Below are 18,608 nucleotides of genomic sequence, written 5' to 3'. Positions count from 1 at the left end.
CGTCAGCGTAGGCGGCGGCTGAAGTCCACCTCGGACGGGGGCTCCCCCGGCCAGTTGAGCCGGGCCGGGGCGGGCGGGCTCTCGGCGAGGACGGTGCCGCGCGAGACGACGTACCGGGGGCGGACCTGACGGCGGATCGCCTCCTCGGGCGACGGGGCCGGGAGCAGGACGAAGGAGGCGGGGGCGCCCTCCGTGATGCCGTACTCCGCGTCCGACAGGCCGAGGACGCGCGCCGCACGGTCCGTCACCATCGAGAAGGCCACCGGGATTTCGTCCGCGCCGGTGAGCTGGGCGGCGTACAGCCCGACGAGGGCGGTCTGGAGGGGGTTGGCGGTGCCGAGGGCGTTCCAGGGGTCCATCACGTCGTCGTGGCCGAAGGCCACGTTGACCCCGGCCGCCAGCATCTCCTTGACCTGGGTGAGGCCGCGGCGCCTGGGGTAGGCGTCGAAGCGGCCCTGGAGGTTGAGGTTGGCGAAGGGGTTGGCGACCAGGTTGACGCCCGAACGGGACAGCAGCCGCTGGAGTTTGAAGCTGTACGCGCCGTTGTAGGAGCCCATGGCCGTCGTGTGCGAGGCGGTGGCGCGTTCGCGCAGCCCCGAGCGCAGGGCCAGCGTGGCCAGCACCTCCACGAACCGGGACTGCTCGTCGTCGATCTCGTCGCAGTGCGCGTCCACCCGAAGCCCGTGCTCCTCGGCCAGCGCGAAGGCCGTCTTCAGGGAGGCCACCCCGTCCTCGCGGGTGTCCTCGAAGTGCGGGATCGCGCCGACGACGTCGGCCCCGCGGGCGATCGCCTCCCGCAGCAGCGCCTCGCCGTCCGGGAAGGAGACGATGCCCTCCTGCGGGAAGGCCACGATCTGCAGGGTCATGACATCCCGCACCCGGTCGCGCACTTCGAGCAGCGCGTCCAGGGCGACGAGGGCCGGGTCGGTGATGTCGCAGTGGGTCCGCACGTGCAGCACCCCCTGGGCCGCCTGCCAGCGCAGCACCTCGGTGGCCCGCGCGATCACGTCCTCGCGGGTCAGGGTCCGCTTGCGTTCGCTCCAGCAGGCGATGCCCTCCCACAGGGTGCCGGAGACGTTGGGCCGCGGCTCCCCGGCGGTCAGCGCCGTGTCGAGGTGGATGTGCGGCTCGACGAAGGGCGCGCTCAGCAGGGCCCCGTGGGCCTCGACGAGGATGCCGGTGGCCGGCGGTTCCTTCTGGTCGTCGTGCGGGATCACGCGCGCGATCCGGCCGTCCTCCGCGACCTCGACGTCGGACAGGCCTGACGTGTGCAGCAGCCGGGCGCCCCGGACGATCATCCGCATGGCGCCAGCCTACGGACCGGCCGGCTCAACCGCGCTTGGCCTGGGCCTTCTGCTGCATGCCGCGCGTCTTCGCGGCGGACGACTGCACGTCCCTGGTCGCGGCCTTGGCCCGGGCCTCCGCGGCCGTGTTCTTCGCCAGCGCGCGCTCGGAGTCCTGGTGGATGTGGTGGCCGGTGTGCGCCTTCTTGGCCATGATCGTTCCTCCTTGGGCTACGGGTTCCACTCTGCGCCCGTTCGGAGCAGTCGGCATCCCGGGGACCAATGCGGCCACAATGGGGCGCATGACCAGCGACAGCGAGATCACCCCCGAGACGCCCGACTGGGAGAAGCGGTTCCGGGCACCGCGCGTCGGACTGCCCGACTGGGCCGAGGACGCCCCGGACCGTTCGCTCTTCGTCTCCAACGCGACCGGCACGTTCGAGCTCTACGCCTGGGACCGCGCCACCGGCGTCCAGCGGCAGGCCACCGACCGCCCGAACGGCACCACCGACGGCGCCCTCTCCCCCGACGGCGCGTGGATCTGGTGGTTCTCCGACACCGACGGCGACGAGTTCGGCACCTGGGTGCGCCAGCCCTTCGGGGGCGGCCCGGACGAACCGGCCACCCCCGGCCTGGAGCCCTCGTACCCCGCCGGTCTGGCCATCGGCCGTGACGGCACCGCCGTCGTCGGACGCTCCACGGACGAGGACGGCTCGACGGTCCACGTGGTCCGCCCGGACGGCTCCGCGCCCACCGTGATCTACCGGCACCGGGAGTCGGCGGGCGTCGGCGACCTGTCCCACGACGGGACGCTCGTGGCCGTCGAGCACACCGAGCACGGCGACGCGATGCACTCCTCCCTGCGCGTGCTGACCCTCGACGGGTCCACCGTCGCCGAGCTGGACGACTCCCGCGGCGGCACCGAGGAGCTCGGCCTGGAGGTCCTCGGCTTCGCGCCCGTCGCGGGCGACACCCGCCTCCTCGTCGGCCACCAGCGGCGCGGCCGCTGGGAGCCGATGGTGTGGGACGTGGCCACCGGCGCCGAGGAGGAGCTCGCGATCGACCTGCCGGGCGACGTCAGCGCCGAGTGGTACCCGGACGGGTCCGCGCTGCTGATCGCGCACAGCTTCGAGGCGCGCAGCGAGCTGTGGCGCTACGACCTGGCCGCGCGGGAGCTCGTACGGGTGGACACGCCGCCGGGGACGGTGTCGGGGGCCGGGGCGCGGCCCGACGGGACCGTGGAGTACCTGTGGTCCTCGGCGGCCGAGCCCTCGACCGTGCGGTCCACGTCGGGCGGGGTCGTCCTGGACCCGCCCGGTTTCAAGGCACCCGGGTCGGTGCCGGTGGAGGACGTGTGGGTGGAGGGTCCGGGCGGACGGATCCACGCGCTCGCGCAGCGGCCGGCCGGCCACGGCGAGGGCCCCTTCCCGACGATCTTCGAGATCCACGGCGGGCCCACCTGGCACGACAGCGACGCCTTCGCGGCGACCCCGGCGGCCTGGCTGGACCACGGCTTCGCGGTCGTGCGGGTCAACTACCGCGGCTCGACGGGCTACGGCCGCGCCTGGACGGACGCCCTCAAGCACCGGGTCGGCCTGATCGAGCTGGAGGACATCGCGGCGGTCCGGGAGTGGGCGGTGGCCTCCGGCCTCGCGGACCCGGCACGTCTCGTGCTGTCGGGCGGTTCCTGGGGCGGGTACCTGGCGCTGCTGGGCCTGGGCACGCAGCCCGACGCCTGGGCGGTGGGCCTGGCCGCCGTACCGGTCGCGGACTACGTGACGGCGTACCACGACGAGATGGAGGCGCTGAAGGCCCTGGACCGCACCCTCTTCGGCGGCACGCCGGAGGAGGTCCCGGACCGTTTCGAGGTCTCCTCGCCGCTCACCTACGTCGACGCGGTGAAGGCACCCGTCCACATCGCGGCGGGCGTCAACGACCCGCGCTGCCCGATCCGGCAGATCGACAACTACGTGGACCGGCTGGTGGCGCGCGGCGCGGAGCACGAGGTGTACCGGTACGACGCCGGGCACGGCTCGCTGGTCGTGGAGGAGCGGATCAAGCAGGTCCGGATGGAGCTGGAGTTCGCGCTGAAGCACCTGCCCCGCTAGTCCCGCCCCGGTGCACCCCCCGTACGGTGGTGGGGTGCACCGGTTTCTCCTGACCCCGCGCTGGTGGGGGATCAACGTCTTCGTCGCGCTCGCCGTCCCCTTCTGCCTGTTCATGGGGTCCTGGCAGCTCGGCCGGTTCGAGGACCGTGTCGACAGCCACCGGGAGGCGACGGCCGAGCAGCCCGCCGACCAGGCGGCCGCACCCCTGGACTCGCTGCTTCCGGTGGACACGAAGACCTCCGGAAGGCTGGCTTCCACGGCCGGGGAGTACGCCGATCAGATGCTGGTGCCCGAGCGGCGGCTCGACGGCGCGTCCGGCTTCTACGTCCTGACCCTGCTGAAGACCGACTCCGGCAAGACCGTCCCGGTGGTCCGGGGCTGGCTGCCGGGGGCGGCGGACCCGGCGAAGGCCCCGGCTCCGCCGAGCGGCCGGGTCGAGGTCACCGGCGCCCTGCAGGCCCCGGAGAACTCCGGCACGAAGGGGGTCCACTCCCAGGGCGGCCTGCCGGCCGGGCAGCTCGGCGTGATCGGGGCGGCCTCGCTGGTCAACATCGTCCCGTACGACCTGTACGACGCCTGGCTGACCGTGCAGACCCCGGCGGACGGGATGCTTCCGGTGCCGGCGCAGGCGCCGGCCAACACCGGGCTCGACCTGAAGGCCTTCCAGAACCTCGGCTACACCGGCGAGTGGTTCGTCTTCGTCGCCTTCGTGCTCTTCATGTGGTTCCGGCTCTACCGCCGCGAGGTGGAGACCCTGCGCGACGCCGAGGCGGGACTGCTCGAACCCGCCGCGTAGGGCGGGTGCACCGGTCCCTGCCCCACGCTCGGCGAACCGCTCGGAGAACTGCGGGTCGGGCTACTCGCCGAGCGGGATCGCACCCGTCCGGTAGACCGTTCCGCCGCAGGCCTCGGGAAGCGTCGTCCGCGTGGTCGCGGATCCCGGCTGCGGGGTGTGGGACACCGAGACGCCCGCCGTCACCGGAGGCGCACCCGTCTGCGGCTCGGTGGCCGCCCCGTTCGCCGGAGCGCCGGAGCCGCCCGCGGAATCCGTCTGCGGCGGCTTGCCTCCCGCGTCCGGGGTGGTCGCCGCACAGGACTCCTTCGAAGGCACCCAGGCGAAGCGGACCTCGTACGCCGTGTTCGGCGGGAGCACCAGCACCGCGGCCTCGGCCGACGGATCGGGCAGCAGCCCGCTCGCCGGGTCCCCCGCCGTGTGGCCGACCACCGCGACCGAGGGGCCCTGGCCGGCCGACGCACCGGGCGCCGGGGCCGCGGAGACGGCGTCCTGGCCGGTGACGGCGCAGCCCTGCGCCGAGACGTTGGTGACCCGGAAGCTGCCGTACACCCGGCCGTCGGTCTCCGGGGCGCGGGCCGAGCCCACCACCCCGAGCTGGTCCGCGCCGCACCCGGGCACGCCCGGCGCGGCCACCGGCGGCATCGGGCCGGAGCCCGGCACCGAACCGGCCGTACCGGCTGACGCGCCCGCGGTGCCGGTGGGGCCCGCCGTCAGACCGCCCACCGGGGAACCGCCCAGCGTGGCGTCCGGCTGCCCGGTGGCGCCGCCCACGGCCGGGGAGCCCCCGGAGGAGCGGGTGGACTTCGGCAGGTTCCCGAATCCGTTCTGGTGCGGGTCGGAGGCGACCGCGCCCGGCTTGTCGCCGGCGTGCTCGCCGTGCCCGGCCATCGCCGGGTGGTCCGTGGCCGCGCCCTCGCCGCCCGCCAAGTGCATGAGGGCCGGGATGGCGGTCCCCGCGAGCAGGGCCACCGCGGCGGCGCCGACCAGAGCCTGGCGCTTGCGGGCCCGGCGCGCGGGAACGGCGTGCCGCAGCCGCTCCAAGGCGCCCTCGGAGGGCTGCAGACCCTCGACGGCCCCGCGCAGCAGGCCCCGCAGCGCCTCTTCCTCGCTCGCCCCGCCCGGCGGAGTGTGGTCGTCCATCATGACTGCGCAGCCTCCATCGCCACCCGCAGCGCGGCAATGCCCCGCGATCCGTACGCCTTGACCGAGCCGAGCGATATCCCGAGCGTCTCGGCGACCTGGACCTCCGTCATGTCCGCGAAGTAGCGCAGCACCAGCACCTCGCGCTGGCGGCGCTGGAGTCCGCGCATCGCCTTGATCAGATCGTCCCGTTCGAGCTGGTCGTACGCGCCCTCTTCGGCGCTCGCCATGTCCGGCATCGGCTTCGACAGCAGCTTGAGGCCGAGGATGCGCCGGCGCAGGGCGGAGCGCGAGAGGTTCACGACGGTCTGGCGCAGGTACGCCAGGGTCTTCTCCCGGTCGCGCACCCGGTTGCGCGCCGAGTGCACGCGGATGAACGCCTCCTGGACCACGTCCTCGCAGGAGGCGGTGTCGTCGAGGAGCAGGGCGGCCAGGCCGAGCAGGGAGCGGTAGTGCGCCTGGTAGGTCGCCGTGAGGTGGTCGACGGTGGTCCCCGCCACCACTTCGACCGTCACCTCGGCCGTCGTCTCGGACGTGGCCTCGGCCGTGCCCTCGGACGGCTCGTTCCGGCTGCTCCCCGCCGCCTCAGCGCTGTCGCGCGGCGCGGGCACGAGACCGCCCGGGATCGGTGCGGCAGTCAGTACGGGTGCCTCGGACGGCCCCGACGGCGGGACGGGCACGATCACGGGCAGACCGCCACCGGGCGCACGGAAACCCCGGCGCGACGGGATGATCCCGAGGTGCGCCGGGAGGAGGGTCGATTCGAGCAGTGCCTCTGCCACGCCTGTAGGACACGCGTCCCCCCGTCAGGGTTGTACGCGCGAGGCAGCCTCACCAGCCATATCCCCATTGCCCTCATGCGTACCCGCTCTTCCCGATTTGCCCCGTCTTTATCGAGACGGCAGTCGGGCCATCACCTTGATCAAGGGATCAGCACCGATCCTACAAAGCGAATTACGCAAATTCACCTGCGATCAGTTCCGCGATCAGCGTGGCATTCAGCGCGGCACCCCTGCGGAGATTGTCGGCGCACACGAAGAACTCCAGGGCGCAGGGATCGTCGAGCGAGACCCGCAGCCGCCCCAACCAGGCCGGATCCGTTCCCGCGGCGTCCGCGGGGGTGGGGAACTCCCCCGCCGCCGGATCGTCCACGAGCACCACGCCGGGCGCGGCCTCCAGGATCTCCCGGGCGTGCGGAGCCCCCACCTCGTTCTCGAACCGGGCCCGCACGGTCAGCGAGTGCCCGGTCAGCACCGGCACCTGGACGCAGGTCACCGACACCGGGAGCCGCTCCAGCTGGAGGATCCGGCGCGTCTCGGCCCGTACCGCCAGCTCGTGCGAGGACCAGCCGTCCTCGCGCAGCTCTCCGGACCAGGGCACGACGTTGAGGGCGAGGGGACCGGCGAAGGGGCCGGTGTCCTCGCCCACCGCGCGGCGGACGTCCCCGGTCTGCTCCCCGAGGGCGGTCCCCGCGACCAGCGACAGCTGGCGGCGCAGCACCTCGGAGCCGGGCCGGCCGGCCGCGCTCGCGGCCTGGTACGAGGAGACCACCAGCCCGGTGAGGGAGTACTCGGCGTGCAGCGCGCCCAGGGCCGCGATCATGGCGGCGGTCACGCAGTCCGGGCCGGCGACGATCCCGCGCGGCCGGATCCGTACGGCGTGCCCGTTGACCTCGGGGACCACCAGCGGGACCTCGGGGTCCGCCCGGAAGGCGGCGGACTGGTCGACGACGACCGCGCCGCGCGCGGTGACGACGGGCGCCCACCGGGCCGAGACCTCGGCGGGGGTGAGGAAGAGTGCGACGTCGCCCGGACCGAGGCCGTCGAAGGCGTCCTCGGTGAGGGCGAGCACCTCGGTCTCCTCCGCGCGGACGACCAGCGTGCGGCCGGCCGAGCGCGCGGAGGCGATCAGGCGGATGTCGCCCCAGACGTCCGCCCGCTGGGACAGGATCTGGAGCAGGACCGAACCGACTGCTCCGGTCGCCCCGACCACGGCGAGTGCCGGGGCGGAGGACCGGGTCGCGGTCATCGTCCGGTGCCTCCGTAGACGACGGCTTCGTCGCTGTCGGAGTCGAGGCCGAAGGCCGTGTGCACGGCGCGGACGGCCTCGTTGACGTCGTCCTGGCGGGTGACGACCGAGATGCGGATCTCGGAGGTGGAGATCAGCTCGATGTTGACGCCCGCGTCGGACAGCGCCTGGAAGAACGAGGCGGTGACGCCCGGGTTCGTCTTCATGCCAGCGCCGACCAGGGAGATCTTGCCGATCTGGTCGTCGTAGCGCAGGGAGTCGAAGCCGATCTGGCCCTTCGCCTTCTCCAGCGCGTCGATGGCCTTGTGGCCCTCGGTCTTGGGGAGCGTGAAGGAGATGTCGGTGAGGCCCGTCGAGGCCGCCGAGACGTTCTGCACGATCATGTCGATGTTGATCTCGGCGTCCGCGATGGCGCGGAAGATCGCCGCGGCCTCACCCGGCTTGTCCGGGACGCCGACGACCGTGATCTTGGCTTCGGAGACGTCGTGAGCGACTCCGGAGATGATGGCGTGCTCCACCTGCTCGTCCCCTTGCGGATTCTCGTTGCTGACCCAGGTGCCCGGCAGTCCCGAGAAGGACGAGCGGACGTGGATCGGGATGTTGTATCGGCGTGCGTACTCGACACAGCGGTGCAGCAGCACCTTGGAACCGGAAGCGGCGAGCTCCAGCATGTCCTCGGAGGAGATCCAGTCGATCTTCTTCGCCTTCTTCACGACGCGGGGGTCCGCGGTGAAGACGCCGTCGACGTCGGTGTAGATCTCGCAGACCTCGGCGTCCAGGGCCGCCGCGAGCGCGACCGCCGTGGTGTCCGAGCCGCCCCGGCCGAGGGTGGTGATGTCCTTGGAGTCCGCGGACACGCCCTGGAAGCCGGCGACGATGGCGATGTTGCCCTCGTCCAGCGCGGTGCGGATACGGCCCGGCGTGACATCGATGATGCGCGCTTTGTTGTGGACCGAGTCGGTGATCACGCCTGCCTGGCTACCGGTGAACGACTGGGCCTCGTGGCCCAGGTTTTTGATCGCCATGGCCAGCAGGGCCATGGAGATCCGCTCTCCGGCGGTCAGCAGCATGTCGAATTCACGTCCGGCAGGCATCGGCGAAACCTGCTCGGCGAGATCGATCAGCTCGTCCGTCGTGTCGCCCATCGCGGAAACCACGACGACCACCTGGTGGCCGTTCTTCTTGGCGTCCACGATCCGCTTGGCGACACGCTTGATGCCTTCGGCATCGGCTACGGAGGAGCCTCCGTACTTCTGCACGACAAGGCCCACGTGCGCTCCTCGCTCAGTCCGTCTCATTGCTGGTGCAGTGTAACGAGCGACCGGGATCCGACCGCTTCGTACCACATCATGAGACGAAAAGATCAAAGAACAGGTTCCCGCGCCGAGGGTCCACTTGCCGTGGCCTCACTTACGGCCGAGGCCGCCCAGTTCCTCGGCCATGACCTGCCCGGCCTGCTCCGCGAGGTCCTCCTCCGTCAGGTCCTCGTCCGTGTCCAGACCGTCGAGGGCCGCGAGGGGCTGGTTCAGCCGCACGTGCGCGATCAGCGACTGGAGGGCACGCAGGGTGGCCGAGGCCGTCGGGCCCCAGTTGGTGAAGTACGAGAACTGCCACCACCACAGGGCCTCCGTGATACGGCCCGACTGGTGGTGGATGAGCCCGTGCCGCAGGTCGGCGACCACGTCGGCCAGGTCGTCGGAGATCCGGTGCGCCACCGGGGTCTTGCGCGGCTCGTACGGGTCGAAGACCTCGGAGTAGACGTCGACCGGCTCCAGCATGATCGCGAACCGCTCGCGCAGGTCGTCCACGTCCGGCTCCGGGCCGAGGTCGGGCTCGTAGCGCTCCTCCGGCATCACGTCCTGGTACGCGCCCAGCCGGCCGCCCGCGAGCAGCAGCTGCGAGACCTCCAGCAGGAGGAACGGCACCGCGCTGTCCGGGTCCTCGCCCTTGGCCACCTCGGTGACCGCAACGATGAACGACTCGATCTGGTCCGCGATCGAGGCGGCGAAGTCGTCCGGATCCTGGCCGAGGGCGTGCAGCGTTGCGTCAGACATCGAGAAGTCGCCTTCCTTCAAAGGCCCGCCCGAGCGTGACCTCGTCCGCGTACTCCAGATCTCCCCCGACGGGGAGCCCGCTGGCCAGGCGGGTGACCTTCAGGCCCATGGGCTTGATCATGCGGGCGAGGTAGGTGGCGGTCGCCTCGCCCTCCAGGTTCGGGTCGGTGGCGAGGATCAGCTCGGTCACCTCTCCGTCCGCCAGCCGCGCCAGCAGCTCGCGGATGCGCAGGTCGTCGGGGCCGACGCCCTCGATCGGGCTGATCGCGCCGCCGAGGACGTGGTACTTGCCCCGGAACTCACGCGTCCGCTCGATCGCGACGACGTCCTTCGGCTCCTCGACGACACAGATGACCGTGAGGTCGCGGCGCGGATCGCGGCAGATGTTGCACCGCTCCTCCTGCGCCACGTTCCCGCACACCGCGCAGAACCGGACCTTGTCCTTGACCTCCAGCAGCGCGTGCGCGAGGCGGCGGACGTCGGTGGGCTCGGCCTGCAGGATGTGGAAGGCGATCCGCTGCGCGCTCTTGGGCCCGACGCCGGGCAGCCTGCCCAGTTCGTCGATCAGGTCCTGAACCACGCCTTCGTACAACGGACTGCCTTCTCTCTCTGTGTGTGTCTATGGGGTACTGCCGGGTACCGCGGGGTTCTGCGGGGTACTGCGGGGTTCTGCGGGGCTAGAACGGAAGGCCGGGAATGCCGCTGCCGCCGCCCAGTCCCTGGGCCAGGGGGCCCAGCTTCTGCTGCTGGAGCGCCTGTGCATTCTCGTTGGCCGCCTGGACCGCCGCCACCACCAGGTCGGCGAGCGTCTCGGTGTCCTCGGGGTCCACGGCCTTCGGGTCGATCACCAGTGCGCGCAGCTCGCCGGAGCCCGTGACGGTAGCCCTCACCAGGCCGCCGCCGGCCTGGCCCTCGACCTCGGTCTGTGCGAGCTCCTCCTGGGCAGCCGCGAGATCCTGCTGCATCTTCTGGGCCTGCTGGAGCAGCTGCTGCATGTTGGGCTGGCCACCACCGGGAATCACAGGACACTCACTCCGTTCGTCGGGGCCATCTGGCCTTCGGGACCTCGCAACGCTTGGTCAATCCGAGCCTACGTGCTCCCCGCGCGCCGCGCCCTACGCCGTGAAGACCAACTCTTTCGAGTGAGAGACGGGGCGTGCGCGTACCTGATGGAGACCTCCTTGCGGGCGGAAATCCCGGGATTCGGCGTCCATCGGCCGTCATTCGAAGGTAGGAAGAGCATGCGCATCATTGCGCACACGCGCACCACCACACGTCAGCGCAGGCAGAGGGAGTGCCGGGTGAGCCAGCCGGAGATGCAGCCCGAGGGGCCACCCCGGGATCCCCGGGAGGAGGGCGGCGGACCGATGGCGGCGGGCGATCTGACCGGCCGGCCGTTCCCCCTCGGGGACTGGGGCGAACCCGCGGAGCGGCTCGACGAGCTCTACCGGCGGGTCGAGGCCGATGCGCTGCGCACCGCCGAGTGGTACCTGTCCGACCGGGCGTGGAAGCGCCGGGGCGCGCGGGTGCTGCGCGTCGGCGCGGCCGTGGGCGCCGTCACGGGCGCCGCGATGCCGCTGCTGGAGCTGACGGGCTCGGCGCCGGGCGCCTCGACGTACGGGTACCTGGCGCTGCTGCTGGGCGCTGCCGCGCTGGCCTGCGACCGGTTCTTCGGGCTGACGTCCGGCTGGATGCGGGACGTGGCGACGGCCCAGGCTGTGCAGCGGCGACTCCAGACCCTCCAGTTCGACTGGGCGTCGGAGAACGTGCGCGAGGTGCTCGGGCCCACGGAGGGCACGGCCAGCGAGGCCGCCGAGCGGTGCCTGACCGTGCTGCGGCGCTTCTCGGAGGACGTGACGGAGCTGGTGCGCTCGGAGACGGCGGAGTGGATGGTGGAGTTCAGCTCCGGCCCCGCCCCCCTGGTGATGCAGTCGCTGGGCGCCTCCGGAGCCCGCGCGGACACGAACATCCCCCCGGCCCGCTTCCCCCTCCCCCCGGGCACCCGCCCGAACATGCCCCGCCAGCGCCCCCCGGAACAACCCCGCTGACCCAGCCCGGCCGATCCAGCCCCGCCGGCGTTCGATCCAGCCCGCCGGCGTTTGAGCCGCGGGGTCCGGGGTGGAGCCCCGATCTTCAAGCCCCGCCGGCGTTTGAGGCGCGGGGTCTGGGGCGGAGCCCCGGGGAAACGGCGAAAGGGCGGGGCGGGGACCAGCTCCGCGCAGCGGCCCGGCACCAGACCGGCACCGGCACCGACACCCCACGCCGCCCCGCCCCCACCCGCCGGCGTCAGCTGAAGATGATCATCGAGCCCTGACCCAGACTGCGGGTCGCCGCCGCGTGCAACCCGAGCCACACGTGCCGCTCACGCGCAAAGGGACTGTCGTCGTACGGAATCGGCCCCGCCGGCTCCTCCAGCAACGTCGGCCGCCCCGGCGGAGCCGGCGCGGCCGGCGGGTTCCCCGGGTCTATCCCGATCGCGGGAGCCACGAACGCCAGCTCCCGCAGCAACCCCTGCGCGGACCCCAGCGGACCGCCCCCGGCCAGCAGCTCCTCGTTCGCCAGCGGAGCCGCGAAGTCCACCGGCACGTACGCGCCCGCGTGGTCGTAGTGCCACACCAGGTGCGACTGCTGCGCCGTGGGCTCGAACATCTCCAGCAGCTGCTCGTAGTCCCCGCCCAGCTCGTCCACCGGGGTCACCGGCAGCCCGCACAGCTGGAGCAGGTACGCCCGCCTCAGGAAATGCAGGGCGTCGTAGTCGAAGCCGGCGACCGGGGCGACGTCCCCGCTCAGGCCCGGCATGTAGGCGAACACGGGCACGGACGGCAGTCCGGCCGCGCTCAGCGCCTTGTCGTACGAGGCGATCTCTTCCGCGAAGGGGTTGTCGGGGCTGTGGCACAGCACGTCGACAAGGGGGACCAGCCACAGGTCACAGGCCACTCGGCCTCCGATCAGTCGTTGCCGCCGATCCGGCCAGCGTAGTGCGCCGAACACCCTCCGCGAAGGGGTGCGCAGAACCTGCGGTCACGGCGCGGGTTTCTCCGGATGTTTCCGGACGTCTCCGGACGTCTCCGGGCACCTCGGGGCACCTCCGGACACCCCCGGGGCCCTCAGATGCGGGACGCCCAGGCCAGCGCGTGCTCGTTGTAGCCGTGCACGATCCGCCGCACCGCGTCGGCGTCCGCCAGCGTCACCGCGTCGACCAGATCGCCGTGCCCGTCCCACAGCGCCTCCCGCAGCTGCGGCTCGCGCTGGAGGTGGGGGACGGCGAAGACCCAGCACTGCACCCGGAGGCGGTGCAGGAACTCGGAGATGTACGTGTTGGCGACCAGCTCGCTCAGCTCCCGCCAAAAGCGCAGGTCGTAGCCGATCAGCACTTCGAGCGAACCGCTCTGCGCGGCCCTGCGCGCCTCTTCGCCGCGGCGGCGCACCGACACCAGCATCTCGCCGGATCCGGGTGCGGTGCCGCGCTCGGCGAGGCGGCGGAAGATCCCGTCCACGACCAGCGAGCGGGCCTCGATCATTCCCCTGAAGTCGTCCACGGAGAAGATCCGGACCCGGAAGCCCCGGTGCTGGACCAGTTCGAGCAGCCCCTGGGCCGAGAGGTCCACGAGCGCCTCGCGCACCGGGGTCGCGGAGACCTCGTACTGCTCGGCTATCTGCTTGACGGTGAACTCGGTCCCCGGAGGCAGGCGTCCCGCGAGCACCTCGTCACGCAGCGCGTCCGCGATCTGCTGGCGAAGTGTGTTGCGGGTGACAGCTCCGCTGCCTGGCATAGGGGTCCGTCTCCTGTCGTAGGACTCCGGACACCATAGGCCAGACATCGCGGCTGAAAACCGATCGGTAGCCAACCGATATGCGGAATCCGCACCCGCTGGGCGGATGCGGATTCCGGGCGGGTCCCATGGGCGTCCGCGCAGGTGGGCGGGCCGACCGGACGGTGGAGCGGGGGTGGAGTGGGGGTGGAGCGGGCCTAGCCGGCCGTGGTGTGGCGGTCGGCGACCGTCAGCGCCTCGTCCAGCAGGGCCAGGCCCTCCTTCGCCTCCGCTTCCGTGATGGTGCACGGGGGGACGACGTGGGTGCGGTTCATGTTGACGAACGGCCACAGGCCGGACGCCTTGCAGGCCGCCGCGAACTCGGCCATCGGCACGTTGTCCGCCCCGGCCGCGTTGTACGGGACGAGCGGCTCGCGCGTCTCCTTGTCCCGTACGAGTTCCAGCGCCCAGAAGGCGCCCAGACCCCGGACCTCGCCGACCGACGGGTGCCGCTCGGCGATCTCGGCGAGCGCCGGGCCGATCACGTTCGCGCCGAGGTGGGCGGCGTGCTCGACGATGCCCTCCTCCTCCATCGCGTTGATCGTCGCCACGGCCGCGGCGCAGGCCAGCGGGTGCCCGGAGTACGTCAGTCCGCCCGGGTAGGGGCGGGTGGCGAAGGTCTCGGCGATGGCGGCCGAGATCGCGACGCCGCCGAGCGGGACGTAACCGCTGTTGACGCCCTTGGCGAAGGTGATCAGGTCGGGGGTGACGTCCCAGTGCTCGGCGGCGAACCACTTGCCGGTGCGGCCGAAGCCCGCCATGACCTCGTCGAGGATGAAGACGATGCCGTGGCGGTCGCAGAGCTCGCGCACGCCCGCGAGGTAGCCGGGCGGCGGGGTCATGATCCCGGCGGTGCCGGGCACGCTCTCCAGGATGATCGCCGCGATGGTCTGCGGCCCCTCGAAGGCGATGGTGTCGGCGAGGTGGGCGAGGGCGCGGGCGCACTCCTCGGCCTCGGTGGTGGCGTGGAAGGCCGAGCGGTAGAGGTACGGGCCCCAGAAGTGCACGACGCCCGCGGCGGCCGTGTCGGAGGGCCAGCGGCGCGGGTCGCCGGTCAGGTTGATCGCGGCGGCGGTGGCCCCGTGGTACGAGCGGTAGGTGGACAGCACCTTCTGCCGGCCCGTGTGCAGACGGGCCATGCGGACGGCGTTCTCGACGGCCTCGGCGCCGCCGTTGGTGAAGAAGATCTTGTCCAGGTCACCGGGGGTCCGCTCGGCGATGAGGCGTGCGGCCTCGGAGCGGACGTCGACGGCGAAGCCGGGCGCGAGGGTGCAGAGCCGGGCGGCCTGCTCCTGGATCGCGGCGACGACCTTGGGGTGCTGGTGGCCGATGTTCGTGTTGACCAGCTGGGAGGAGAAGTCGAGGTAGCGCTTGCCGTCGTAGTCCCAGAAGTACGACCCCTCGGCCCCGGCGACGGCGAGCGGGTCGATCAGGGCCTGGGCGGACCAGGAGTGGAAGACGTGCTTCCGGTCTGCGTCCTTCACTGCGGCAAGGGTGTGCGGGGTGACATGAGGGGTCATGGCGTCACGCTAGAAGTGCGCAGGTGGGGAGGGATATCGGCGGACTGTATGGGGGTGGGGGGCCGGTCTCGGCAGTCTGTCGGCCCGCTCGCTCGCGCCAAGCCCGCCGACTCAATGATTGACAGCATCCTGTCGACATGACAGTCTCTTGTCATAAGGGTTCGCCGGACGAGCCCGACCAGAGCAGCCGGATTCGATTCGACGCTGGAGGCGACCACCATGAGCGAGACCCCGCGCAAGCCCGTCCACCTCGCGGTCTACGACACGTACGCGGACTGGGAGACCGGACACACCACCGCGCACCTCACCCAGCGCGGCCACGTCGTGCGCACGGTCGGCCTCGCCGCCGACCAGCCGGTCACCACCATGGGCGGCGTCCGCATCCTGCCCGACCAGGCCCTGGCCGACCTGCGACCGGAGGACTCCTCGCTGCTGATCCTCACCGGCGCCGCGCTGTGGGACACGAGCGAGGAGCTGGCGCCGTTCGCGGCGAAGGCGAAGGAGTTCCTGGCCGCCGGGGTTCCCGTCGCGGCGATCTGCGGAGCCACCGCCGGCCTCGCCCGGGCGGGCCTGCTGGACGGCCGGGCCCACACCAGCGGAGCCTCCTTCTACCTGGCGTCGCAGCCGGGCTACGGGGGCGCCGAGAGCTACGTCGAGGCCGACGCGGTCACCGACGGCGACCTGATCACGGCGGGGCCGACGGAGCCGGTGGCCTTCGCCCGCGAGGTCTTCGCCCGCCTCGACGTCTACAAGCCGGACGTCCTGGACGCGTGGTTCCGGCTCTTCCACGACTCCGACGCGAGCGCGTACCCGGTCCTGATGGCGGCGGCGGAGGCCGGCGATGCCTGAACCGCAGCCGGCCGGCGATGTCGGTGTCCGGGCCCGCCAGGACCTGCTGAGCCGCACCGCGCTCGGGGTGTTCCGGCTGAACGGCCAGTTCCTCTCCGTCTCGGAGGAGCTGGCCCGGCCGGCGGGGCTCACGGCCGCCTGGTGGCAGGTACTGGGGGCGGTGCTGCGGGAGCCGCTGCCCGTCGCCGGCATCGCCCGGACCATGGGGATCACCCGGCAGAGCGTGCAGCGCATCGCGGACCTGCTCGTCGCCAAGGGCCTGGCCGAATACGCCCCGAACCCCGCCCACCGCCGGGCGAAGCTGCTGCGCCCGACGCAGGAGGGGCGCGCGGCGGTGGCCCGCATCGGCCCGGGCCACGCCTCCCTGGCCACCCGCCTCGCGGCAGAACTGGGCGACACCGCCTTCACGGAAACGGTCCAGGTCCTGGAACGCCTGGCCAAGGCCTTGGACGCTTTGGCCGCGCCCCAGGACAACACCCCCTGACGCGCCATCCAGCAATTCCCGCCCCGCCGCACAATCCAGCGGCGCCACGGGCAATTCCAGCCCCGCCGCCCCTCCGGCCCCGCCGCACAATCCACCGGCGCCGCGGGCAATTCCAGCCCCGCCGGCGTTTGAGGCGCGGGGCCCGGGGCGGAACCCCGATCTCTGAGCCCGGCCGAAATCCAGCCCCGCCGCCCCTCCAGCCCCGCCGCGCAATCCAGCGGCGCCGCGGGCAATTCCAGCCCCGCCGGCGTTTGAGGCGCGGGGTCCGGGGCGGAGCCCCGTTCCTTGAGCCCGGCCGCCCGAGGCGCGGGCCGGGGCCGGGCCGGGGCCGGGGCCGGGCCCGAGACCAGGCGGCGCCCACGCGGTGGCAACCGCCCGGCACCCCCAACCGTCCTTCCCTGCGGAGCCGTTCGGCCAGTGCTCGGCACGGGAGGGACCCCGGCATGGAACACCTGCATCCGCACGACCCCCACCACATCGGCCCCTACCGCCTGCTCTCCCGCCTGGGCGCCGGCGGCATGGGCCAGGTCTACCTCGCCCGCTCCGACCGCGGCCGCACCGTCGCCGTGAAGCTGGTCCACCCCGACCTCGCCACCCGCGAGGAGTTCCGCATCCGCTTCCGCCACGAGGTCGCCGCCGCCAGGCGGGTCGGCGGCGAGTGGACCGCCCCGGTCCTCGACGCCGACACCGAGGCCGCCACCCCCTGGGTCGCCACCGGCTACGTCGCCGGGCCGAGCCTGCGCGAGGTCGTGGCCCACGACTTCGGCCCGCTGCCGGCCCGTTCCGTACGGATCCTGGCCGCGGGCCTCGCGTACGCCCTCCAGGACATCCACCGCGCCGGCATCGTCCACCGCGACCTCAAACCGTCGAACGTCCTGCTCACCCTCGACGGCCCGCGCGTCATCGACTTCGGCATCGCCCGCGCCCCGGCGGAGCCCGGTGACGCGGCCGGCGGCGGGCTGACCCGCGTCGGGGAACTCATCGGCTCCCCCGGTTTCATGGCGCCCGAGCAGATCCGCGGCGAGCCCGTGACCGCCGCCTGCGACATCTTCTGCCTCGGCGTGGTCCTGGCGTACGCGGCCACCGGGCGGCTGCCCTTCGGCGACGCGGAGCAGCCCGGCGGCCTGGCCGGACTCCTGCTCCGCAGCACCGAGGCGCAGCCCGACCTGGCCGGCTTACCGGCCGAACTGCACGACCTCGTACGGGACTGCCTGCACCGGGATCCTGCCGCGCGGCCGGGGCCCGCCGAGGTGCTGGCGCGGGTCGGCGCGGGCGACACCGTGGCCGACGGCAGGGCCCTGGAGCCCTGGCTTCCGGGCCCGCTGGTGGCCCGGCTCGGACGGCACGCCGTACAGCTGCTGGACCGCGAGGACGCCGGTCCGGACCGGCCGACGCCCACCGCCCCGGCGCAGCCGCCGATGGCGGTGCCGATGCCGCCCGCCTACTCCGCGTACGCGCCGGTGGCGGCGGAGCCCGCGCCCCGCCCCTGGACGGCGTCGACCGCCCTGCTCCTGGCGGTGGCCGCGGTCGTCGCCGGCCTGTCCGCCGGCACGGTGTACGCGGTGATGAGCGGGGCGGAGGATCCCCGGCCGCCCGTGGGCAGCAGCCGCACACCTGCGGCGCCGACGCCCGGTACCCCGTCCGCCCCCGCTCCCGCCTCCGCCTCCGCTTCGGGTTCCGCTTCCGCGGCGGGCGGACTGCCCGAGGCGTACCTCGGCACCTGGTACGCCGGCCACGGCAGCCAGACCTGGCGGCTCACCCTCACCCGCGGCGCGGTCGGCGACCCGGTGATGTCCCTCGCCGTCGAGGCCCCGGGCTTCGCCTGCGCCTGGACGGCGCCCCTGCGCAACGCCCCCGATCCCGTCGAGCTCGACGCCTCGACCGTCACCTCCGGGGGCCCGCCGACCTGCACGGCGGGTGCTTGGAGCCGACTCCGGCTGCTGCCCGACGGCACCCTGCAACGGGAGCTGGCGGGCAGCGACAACCCTCCGCTCAGCTACCGCCGGCAGTGACGCGCAACGATTGTGTCGAGGTCAATAAGCCTGCAAGCAAAGCTTGTTACGTATAACGGGGCTGTCGGACACTGCGGCACATGGAGCCGTTGAAGGTAGTGGCACAGCTGTGGGAGCGGATCGAGGCGCGCGACTGGGACGGCGTGGGCGGGCTCATCGCCGAGGACGCGGTCATCGAATGGCCCGTGAGCGGTGAACGCATCGTGGGTCGCGCCAACTTCATCGCCGTGAACAGCGACGACGGCTACGCGGACGAGAGATCCGTGGAACTGATCCGGATCCTGGCCGACGGCGACCTCGTCGTCACCGAGGTGGAGATACCTCAGGACCACGTCGTCTACCGGGCCGTCTCCCTGTGGACCGTACGGGACGGGGAGATCGTGGAGGCGAGGGAGTACTGGACCAGCCCGGGCCAGGACCCCGCCCCGCGCTGGCGGGCGGGCTACGTCGAACCGCTGGTGGCAGACTGAGCCGCACGCTTCGGCAGGGCAGGGCAGGGCAGGTCAGGGCAGGCAGGGACCG

The 18,608-nt window shown here is 72.7% G+C and carries 19 protein-coding genes; 7 read left to right on the top strand and 12 right to left on the bottom strand.

Translation table 11 applies throughout. The features are described from left to right. Positions 1–2 precede the first annotated feature (2 nt). Positions 3–1,304: a cytosine deaminase gene (gene codA / locus AB0D29_RS01680; protein WP_362851655.1), complete on the bottom strand. Its 1,302-nt coding sequence runs from the start codon at positions 1,302–1,304 to the stop codon at positions 3–5. Positions 1,305–1,329: 25 nt separating this feature from the next. Next, positions 1,330–1,497: a hypothetical protein gene (locus AB0D29_RS01675; RefSeq protein ID WP_158754341.1), complete on the bottom strand. Its 168-nt coding sequence runs from the start codon at positions 1,495–1,497 to the stop codon at positions 1,330–1,332. Between the two features lie 88 nt (positions 1,498–1,585). Between AB0D29_RS01675 and AB0D29_RS01670 the strand changes: the two genes are divergently transcribed. Together AB0D29_RS01670 and AB0D29_RS01665 are read left to right on the top strand one after the other, a co-directional pair. Beyond that, positions 1,586–3,391 (top strand): prolyl oligopeptidase family serine peptidase, encoded by a 1,806-nt coding sequence (locus AB0D29_RS01670; RefSeq protein ID WP_362851654.1) that lies wholly within the window; start codon positions 1,586–1,588, stop codon positions 3,389–3,391. Positions 3,392–3,425: 34 nt separating this feature from the next. Further along, a complete protein-coding gene (locus AB0D29_RS01665; protein ID WP_362851653.1) occupies positions 3,426–4,187 on the top strand; it encodes an SURF1 family protein in 762 nt (253 codons plus the stop codon). Between the two features lie 60 nt (positions 4,188–4,247). Here the strand turns inward: AB0D29_RS01665 and AB0D29_RS01660 are convergent, their stop codons facing one another. The 7 genes from AB0D29_RS01660 to AB0D29_RS01630 form a co-directional block, all read right to left on the bottom strand. Beyond that, complete coding sequence (locus tag AB0D29_RS01660) at positions 4,248–5,330, bottom strand: hypothetical protein (protein ID WP_362851652.1); 1,083 nt, start codon at positions 5,328–5,330, stop codon at positions 4,248–4,250. Beyond that, a complete protein-coding gene (locus AB0D29_RS01655; protein ID WP_362851799.1) occupies positions 5,327–6,061 on the bottom strand; it encodes a SigE family RNA polymerase sigma factor in 735 nt (244 codons plus the stop codon). The genes AB0D29_RS01660 and AB0D29_RS01655 overlap by 4 nt, the downstream gene beginning before the upstream one ends. A 220-nt stretch (positions 6,062–6,281) precedes the next feature. Then, a complete protein-coding gene (locus AB0D29_RS01650; protein ID WP_362851651.1) occupies positions 6,282–7,355 on the bottom strand; it encodes an aspartate-semialdehyde dehydrogenase in 1,074 nt (357 codons plus the stop codon). After that, positions 7,352–8,626, bottom strand: a complete 1,275-nt coding sequence (locus tag AB0D29_RS01645) for an aspartate kinase (protein WP_030709298.1) — start codon at positions 8,624–8,626, stop codon at positions 7,352–7,354. Before AB0D29_RS01645 ends, AB0D29_RS01650 begins: the two co-directional genes overlap by 4 nt. A 135-nt stretch (positions 8,627–8,761) precedes the next feature. Then, on the bottom strand, positions 8,762–9,409 hold the full coding sequence (locus tag AB0D29_RS01640) for a DUF5063 domain-containing protein (RefSeq protein WP_351584953.1): 648 nt from the start codon (positions 9,407–9,409) through the stop codon (positions 8,762–8,764). Beyond that, a complete protein-coding gene (gene recR / locus AB0D29_RS01635) occupies positions 9,402–10,001 on the bottom strand; it encodes a recombination mediator RecR (protein ID WP_030709293.1) in 600 nt (199 codons plus the stop codon). The genes AB0D29_RS01640 and recR overlap by 8 nt, the downstream gene beginning before the upstream one ends. Positions 10,002–10,086: 85 nt before the next feature. Next, positions 10,087–10,431, bottom strand: a complete 345-nt coding sequence (locus AB0D29_RS01630) for a YbaB/EbfC family nucleoid-associated protein (RefSeq protein ID WP_362851650.1) — start codon at positions 10,429–10,431, stop codon at positions 10,087–10,089. A 279-nt stretch (positions 10,432–10,710) separates the two neighbouring features. Between AB0D29_RS01630 and AB0D29_RS01625 the strand changes: the two genes are divergently transcribed. Further along, positions 10,711–11,457, top strand: coding sequence for an SLATT domain-containing protein (locus AB0D29_RS01625; RefSeq protein WP_362851649.1), 747 nt, complete (start codon positions 10,711–10,713; stop codon positions 11,455–11,457). A 238-nt stretch (positions 11,458–11,695) separates the two neighbouring features. Here AB0D29_RS01625 and AB0D29_RS01620 read toward each other — a convergent pair whose 3' ends face one another. The 3 genes from AB0D29_RS01620 to AB0D29_RS01610 all read right to left on the bottom strand — a co-directional run bounded on the left by AB0D29_RS01620 (position 11,696) and on the right by AB0D29_RS01610 (position 14,741). Beyond that, positions 11,696–12,346 carry a hypothetical protein gene (locus tag AB0D29_RS01620; protein WP_030709288.1) on the bottom strand — a complete coding sequence of 217 codons (651 nt, stop codon included), beginning with the start codon at positions 12,344–12,346 and terminating at the stop codon, positions 11,696–11,698. Positions 12,347–12,516: 170 nt separating this feature from the next. Beyond that, entirely contained in the window at positions 12,517–13,182 is a 666-nt protein-coding gene (locus tag AB0D29_RS01615; RefSeq protein WP_362851648.1) for a GntR family transcriptional regulator, read from the bottom strand. Between the two features lie 197 nt (positions 13,183–13,379). Continuing rightward, positions 13,380–14,741, bottom strand: a complete 1,362-nt coding sequence (locus tag AB0D29_RS01610) for an aspartate aminotransferase family protein (protein WP_362851647.1) — start codon at positions 14,739–14,741, stop codon at positions 13,380–13,382. 219 nt (positions 14,742–14,960) lie between these two features. On the opposite strand from AB0D29_RS01610, the gene AB0D29_RS01605 reads away from it, so the two are divergent. From AB0D29_RS01605 to AB0D29_RS01590, 4 genes are all read left to right on the top strand, one after another. Then, a complete protein-coding gene (locus tag AB0D29_RS01605) occupies positions 14,961–15,590 on the top strand; it encodes a DJ-1/PfpI family protein (RefSeq protein ID WP_362851646.1) in 630 nt (209 codons plus the stop codon). Further along, positions 15,583–16,074, top strand: coding sequence for a helix-turn-helix domain-containing protein (locus AB0D29_RS01600; RefSeq protein WP_362851645.1), 492 nt, complete (start codon positions 15,583–15,585; stop codon positions 16,072–16,074). The genes AB0D29_RS01605 and AB0D29_RS01600 overlap by 8 nt, the downstream gene beginning before the upstream one ends. A gap of 443 nt (positions 16,075–16,517) precedes the next feature. Then, positions 16,518–18,086 (top strand): serine/threonine-protein kinase, encoded by a 1,569-nt coding sequence (locus AB0D29_RS01595; RefSeq protein ID WP_362851644.1) that lies wholly within the window; start codon positions 16,518–16,520, stop codon positions 18,084–18,086. 80 nt (positions 18,087–18,166) lie between these two features. After that, entirely contained in the window at positions 18,167–18,556 is a 390-nt protein-coding gene (locus tag AB0D29_RS01590) for a nuclear transport factor 2 family protein (RefSeq protein WP_362851643.1), read from the top strand. Positions 18,557–18,608 lie beyond the last annotated feature (52 nt).

The sequence above is a fragment of the Streptomyces sp. NPDC048424 genome, assembly GCF_040651555.1.
In the GTDB taxonomy this organism is placed as follows: Bacteria; Actinomycetota; Actinomycetes; order Streptomycetales; family Streptomycetaceae; genus Streptomyces.
The sequence above is the reverse complement of the archived record's forward strand: the minus strand, read 5'-3'. Positions and strand labels throughout refer to the sequence as shown.

Bases quoted from the DNA above. Each gene is read 5' to 3' on its own strand.
- AB0D29_RS01640 (WP_351584953.1), bottom strand. From the start codon at position 9,409: ATGTCTGACGCAACGCTGCACGCCCTCGGCCAGGATCCGGACGACTTC.
- AB0D29_RS01660 (WP_362851652.1), bottom strand. From the start codon at position 5,330: ATGATGGACGACCACACTCCGCCGGGCGGGGCGAGCGAGGAAGAGGCG.
- codA (WP_362851655.1), bottom strand. From the start codon at position 1,304: ATGCGGATGATCGTCCGGGGCGCCCGGCTGCTGCACACGTCAGGCCTG.
- AB0D29_RS01675 (WP_158754341.1), bottom strand. From the start codon at position 1,497: ATGGCCAAGAAGGCGCACACCGGCCACCACATCCACCAGGACTCCGAG.
- AB0D29_RS01605 (WP_362851646.1), top strand. From the start codon at position 14,961: ATGAGCGAGACCCCGCGCAAGCCCGTCCACCTCGCGGTCTACGACACG.
- AB0D29_RS01610 (WP_362851647.1), bottom strand. From the start codon at position 14,741: ATGACCCCTCATGTCACCCCGCACACCCTTGCCGCAGTGAAGGACGCA.
- AB0D29_RS01600 (WP_362851645.1), top strand. From the start codon at position 15,583: ATGCCTGAACCGCAGCCGGCCGGCGATGTCGGTGTCCGGGCCCGCCAG.
- AB0D29_RS01590 (WP_362851643.1), top strand. From the start codon at position 18,167: ATGGAGCCGTTGAAGGTAGTGGCACAGCTGTGGGAGCGGATCGAGGCG.
- AB0D29_RS01650 (WP_362851651.1), bottom strand. From the start codon at position 7,355: ATGACCGCGACCCGGTCCTCCGCCCCGGCACTCGCCGTGGTCGGGGCG.
- AB0D29_RS01595 (WP_362851644.1), top strand. From the start codon at position 16,518: ATGGAACACCTGCATCCGCACGACCCCCACCACATCGGCCCCTACCGC.
- AB0D29_RS01670 (WP_362851654.1), top strand. From the start codon at position 1,586: ATGACCAGCGACAGCGAGATCACCCCCGAGACGCCCGACTGGGAGAAG.
- AB0D29_RS01615 (WP_362851648.1), bottom strand. From the start codon at position 13,182: ATGCCAGGCAGCGGAGCTGTCACCCGCAACACACTTCGCCAGCAGATC.